General features: G+C 58.0%; 1 protein-coding gene. It reads left to right on the top strand.

Going from position 1 to position 4,047, the window contains the following annotated elements:
- Positions 1–4,047 (top strand): hemagglutinin repeat-containing protein (locus ACFX4O_RS24325; RefSeq protein WP_380211868.1); only part of this gene is annotated, 4,047 nt, incomplete at both ends.

The following is a 4,047-nucleotide window of genomic DNA, read 5'->3' as shown; positions in this document are numbered from 1 at the left end:
GGCAGCATCACCAACCAGCGCGGCGATATGCTGGCGGGCAACAATCTCAGGCTGCAGCGCGACGCGGCGGGCAATGCTAACACCGAGGTGGTGAACACCTCCGGCAATATTGAAACCCGTAACGGTGATATCACCATTAATACCGGGCATCTGTTGAATACCAGGGATGGACTGGTCACCAACACGACAACGTCAACAACCGCTCAGAGTGTTCCGGGAGTGGGTAAGCCTACCTTGAGCGTACATTATTCGCTGCTCCCTACGGGAAGTTATGGTTACTACACGGTTAAAGACTATGTGGAAGGCAACAACTGTGCAGGAGCTGATGGTGGGTGTTCTGTATGGACAGAAACGACTTATCACTATGCGCCGTTCGAAGGATATGACACCCAAAAATTTGTTTTAAGTGAAACTCGGACGGATGTCAGCAGTAGTGGCGGAAGCGCACGAATCGCATCTGGCCGTAATGCCGTTATTTCAGCCAGTGTGCTTGATAACAAAGCCAGCGACATCGTCAGCGCTAACAACCTGGTATTGCAGGGTGCGCAGCTTAACAACCAGAGCTGGCAAAACAGCGTTGCCTCAGATGTTCTGGTTTATAAATATGGAACAGGCAAGGACGTAACCTATGCTGAGTTTGCGATTCCTGCAGGCGGTTTAAGGAATAAAAATGATAGATATGATCACTATGTGCAGAATATTGCTTATACCTTGATTGGGCATGAAATCGAGACCACCCAAGGACAGCTCTATCGCGCCGTCATCCAGGCCGGTGGCAATGTCAGCGCAAACTTCAGCAGTAATATCAGCAACACCAGTACGACCGCAAATGCCGGTGGCGTCAGCGGCACCATCACCGCGCCGTCACTGAATACCCTGAGCAACCAGAGCATTGGCGGTAGCGTGGCAAAACAGACGCTTGCCGCAGGGCCGGTGACCGTCAACTCCCCGCAGTGGCAGGATCAACTGCACAACGCCCTGCAGCAGATTAACGGCGGCGGCGCGCTGGATAATGCCAGCGCAAATGGAGCCGCGCTGGCAAACATCGGCAGCCAGCAGAAAGGCAGCGCCAGCCTTGGCAGCGCGGGCAGTCTGGCGAGCGCGGGCGTCACCAGTGCGGTGCTGAAAGACACCCACGCTGGCGCGCTCAACGCGCATCAGGGGAAATCCGTTGATACCAGCGCGTACCCGCTGCCGTCCGGCAACAGCGGCTACTTTGTGGTGTCGGCTAACCCGAAAAGCCCGTACCTCATCACCGTTAACCCGAAACTCGACGGGCTTGGCCAGCTTGATCCGGCGCTGTTTGGCGATCTGAACAAACTGCTCGGCGTCACGCCGTCTGCCGCCCCGCGTGAAACCAGCAGCACCTATACCGATGAGAAGCAGTTCCTCGGCTCGGCCTACATGCTGGATCGCATCAAACTCAACCCGAATCATGATTACCGCTTCCTCGGCGATGCGGCGTTTGACACGCGCTATGTGAGTAACGTCGTGCTCAACCAGACCGGTAACCGCTACCTGAACGGTATCGGCTCCGATCTGGACCAGATGCGTTACATGATGGATAACGCCGCTAACGCCCAGCAGTCGCTGGGGCTGCAGTTTGGTGTGGCGCTCAATGCCGATCAAATCGCCGCGCTCGACCACAGCATCCTGTGGTGGGAAAGCGCCACCATCAATGGCGAAACGGTGATGATCCCGAAAGTCTACCTGTCGCCGAAAGATGTCACGGTCAATAACGGCAGTGTGATTGCCGGGAACAATGTCAGCCTCGAAGGGGGCAATGTCACCAACACCGGCGGCACGCTGCTGGCGCGAAACAACCTCAGCGTGGAGAGCGCCGGGCAGATCACCAACAGCAACTATGCGCTGATGAAAGCGGGCGGCAATGTCAGTCTCAGTGCCATTGGCGATATCAGCAACCTCAGTTCCACCATCAGCGGCAAAACCGTGGCGCTGGAGAGTCTCGACGGCAGCATTAATAACGTCACGCTGGCCGATCAGTTCGCGCTGGATGCGAAAAGCAAATATGGCTCGGTCAGCCTCAAAGACACCACGCTTGGCAGCATCGCCAGCATTACCGCCAGCGATGGCCTGTCGCTGGCAGCGGGTAAAGATATCACCCTGACCGGTGCCACACTGAAAGCGGGCGGCGATGTGCTGATGGATGCCGGTGGCAATATCGCCGTGAACGCGATCGAGAAAAATGACGCGTACAGCCAGTCCGGTTTTAATGCGGGTTATCTCCGTCAGACGGCCACCAGCCGCGAGCAGGTGTCGTATCAGGGAAGCGGTATCACGGCCGGTGGCAATCTTGCCATGCAGGCGGGCAACGACCTGACGCTCAGCGCCAGCGATGTCAGCGCCGGGAAAAACGCGAAGCTGTCGGCGGGCAACGATCTGAACCTCGACGCGCAGCAGACCAGCAATAACACCCGCAACGGCAAAAGCGAAAATCACAGCACCGGGCTTGATCGCACCACCGTCAGCGCGGGCAATAACCTGATACTCACCGCAGGCCAGGACATCAATTCACACGCCGCCGGGCTGGCGGCTGAGCAACAGGTCGGCATGCAGGCGGGGCGCGATGTCAATCTGCTGGCCGAAGCCACCACTCAGGGCGACAGCTACAAAGCCAGCAAGAAAACGGTGATCAACGAGCAGGTGCGCCAGCAGGGCACCGAAATCGCCAGCGGCACGGGAACCACGATTATCGCCGGACGCGATATGAACGCCGAAGCGGCGCAGGTCAATGCGAAAGGCGATATCGGCGTGCAGACCGGGCGCGACGTCAACCTGACAACCGCCACCGAAAGCGATTACCACTACAAAGAGGAAACCAAAACCAAAAGCGGCTTCCTCAGTAAAACCAAAACGCACACCATCTCTGAGCAGAGCGCCACGCGGGAAGCCGGAACGCTGCTGAGCGGCGATAATGTGACGGTGAAATCCGGCCATGACCTGCTGGTGAAAGGTTCATCCGTGGTGGGCGATGGCGATGTGGCGCTCAGTGCGGGCCACAATGTTGATATCACAGCCGCTACTAACACCGACTCGAACTGGCAGTTTAAGGAGAAGAAAAAGAGCGGCCTGATGAGCTCCGGTGGGATCGGTTTCACCATCGGTTCCAGCAAAACCAAACAGGATCTGAAAGAGAAAGGCACCACGCAGAGCCAGAGCATGAGCACCGTGGGCAGTAACGGCGGCGATGTGACGGTCAGCGCAGGTAATCAGCTGCATGTTGGCGGTTCAGACCTTATTGCCAAAAACGATCTCGCCCTGACGGGCGACAGCGTGGTTATCGATCCGGGTCACGACAAACGCACCACCGATCAGAAATTCGAGCAGAAAAGCAGCGGGCTGACGCTGGCGCTCTCCGGCGCGGTGGGCGATGTGGTGAATACGGCTGCCTCCACGGCGATGGCGGCAAAAGATCAGAGTGACGGTCGCCTCGCGGCATTGCAGGGCACCAAAGCCGTGCTTTCCGGGATTCAGGCCTCGCAGGCTTCACGCCTGGCGGCGGCGAAAACCGGCTCTGATGATGCAACCAAGAACGGCTCCTTTGGCGTGATGGTTTCTATCGGCGGGCAGTCGTCGAAATCCACGTCGCATTCCGGGCAGGACACCACCACCGGCAGCACGCTTAATGCAGGTAACGATCTCACCATCTCCGCCACCGGCAAAGGCAATGCCGCCAACAGCGGTGATATTACGGTTGCGGGCAGCCAGCTGAAGGCCGGAAAAGATCTCACGCTGGACGCGGCACGGGACATCACCCTGACGGGCGCGGCGGATACGCAGAAAACCACCGGCAGCAACTCCAGCAAGGGTGGTTCAATTGGCGTCGGGATTGTCGCTGGTAAAGATGGTGCCGGGTTTATGGTGTCGGCCAGTGGGAACGCGTCGAAGGGGAACGAGAAAGGCAACGGTACAACATGGAATGAGACCACGCTGGATGCCGGGCAGAACATCTCCCTGAAGAGCGGTCGCGATACGTTGCTGCAGGGTGCGCAGGTTAATGGCGATAAAGTCACAGCCGGGGTCGGG

The organism is Kosakonia sp. YIM B13571 (genome assembly GCF_042788095.1).
Lineage (GTDB): Bacteria > Pseudomonadota > Gammaproteobacteria > Enterobacterales > Enterobacteriaceae > Kosakonia > Kosakonia quasisacchari.
Note: the sequence above shows the minus strand (reverse complement) of the source record. Positions and strands in the feature narration are given on the sequence as shown.